This is a genomic window from Synechococcus sp. B60.1, assembly GCF_047462555.1.
Taxonomy (GTDB): domain Bacteria; phylum Cyanobacteriota; class Cyanobacteriia; order Thermostichales; family Thermostichaceae; genus Thermostichus.
Genome location: NZ_JANSJN010000203.1, coordinates 1 through 1,432, shown reverse-complemented (window position 1 = coordinate 1,432; position 1,432 = coordinate 1). Strand labels below are relative to the sequence as shown.

General features: G+C 58.2%; 2 protein-coding genes. Both read right to left on the bottom strand.

The window, feature by feature from the left end:
* Positions 1 to 587 (bottom strand): hypothetical protein (locus NW863_RS13035; RefSeq protein WP_414366876.1); only part of this gene is annotated, 587 nt, incomplete at its 3' end.
* Entirely contained in the window at positions 587 to 1,288 is a 702-nt protein-coding gene (locus NW863_RS13030) for a PilN domain-containing protein (protein WP_414366874.1), read from the bottom strand. The genes NW863_RS13035 and NW863_RS13030, both read right to left, overlap by 1 nt.
* Positions 1,289 to 1,432: the final 144 nt, after the last annotated feature.

The following is a 1,432-nucleotide window of genomic DNA, read 5'->3' as shown; positions in this document are numbered from 1 at the left end:
ACAGGATTTAGGCTGATGTTGCTCACCCGAAACAAGGTGCGTAGACGCTCTACATCCCTCATGAGATTAATGATGTCCGTATAGGGGCCCCGCACCGCGACGCGACTGGTCTGCACCTGGATAGCCGGAGCAATGATCGCGGGCACTTCGGGGTTATTCGAAGAAGCAGGGGTGAGGGGGGAGGGGGTAAAACTGCGCAACTCGCTGTTGGGCTGTCCCCGCACCAGTCGGTTGAGATCGATCAGTTGCGTGTCGGCATTCTCAGGGGTGGCCAGCAAGCTGCTGATCTGCTGCTGTTGCACACGAGCCTTCTCGATCTGGTTGGGCAGATCCTGTAGGCTGGCAATCTGGCCCTGTACCTCCTGCAACTGGCTGGTTTTTTGGGCTACCTCTCTTTCCAAGGCTTGCACCTCTCTAATTAGAGGACGGAGTTGGGTGAAGGCCAAAAAGCCCGCTGTACCCAAGCCCAGGATCCCGATCAACAGGCCAATGCGAATGGGGGTCAGCTCGACACCCAGCAGTACCGGCGGCCCCGCCGGAGGTGCCATTAGTTGTTCATCGTGAAAACTGTCCAGCGAGCCGGTCATCAGTTCCCCTCCACTTGACGCAAAATACGGATCTTTTCCACCAAGCCTATTGCTCCCCGCTGCTCCAGCTCGCGGGTAAACTCTGGGTCGGGATCCCCTATGGTCCGAATAGTAACCGTTAGGCCGTAGGTGACGCTGGGTTCAGTTTCAGGTGTGCCCTCCACTCGAGAGGCACTGTTGAGAACGGCACTGGTTACGAAGTTGGAATCCAGCAGGGTGAGCAAAAAGTCGTTCACCAAGGGAAAATCGAGCGCCCCGCCTTGGATGTTCACGGTATCCCCAGAGGCGCTGATGTTGGTTATCCACACCCCTTGGCCAGGGATCCTGCGCCGCACTTCTTCTAGAATGGCCGACCAGGGCTGGACGGATCCCAGAAAGGAGCGGAACCCCTCCGTTTGGGTGCGAATGGTTTGTAATTCTTGGCTGAGGCCCTGGAGTCGGGTCAACTCAGCATTGGCTGTGCTGAGTTCACCGTCAAGGCGGGTTTGCTCTGCCCTCAGAGTATTCCGCTGACGGGAAAAGCTGTCTTGGAAATACAAGAAAGCCCCCATGGCCACAGCAGTCACGGCAACCCCCAGGCCAATGGCCAAAGCCCAGCTCTCGGCTCCGGCGGCAGTTGTCGGGGCGGCTACCGCCCCTGTCTGAACGGTGGTGGGAACTTCCGGCCTTTCCTTAAGAAAATTGATTTCCGGTGTGTACATCCAATCGCCTCACTCATTGCTCGCTCATTGTTGGATAGTGCCTTCGAGGGATCCCCGTCGTTACTTGCCGGCTTCCCGCATGGCCAGCCCCAGGGCCACTCCCATCGCCGGGCGCTCCTCCAAGGGCACCTCGATTGCATTCGG

What these genes read in the sequence shown, in the direction of transcription:
- NW863_RS13030 (WP_414366874.1), bottom strand. Translation starts at nt 1,288, where the DNA reads ATGTACACACCGGAAATCAATTTTCTTAAGGAAAGGCCGGAAGTTCCC.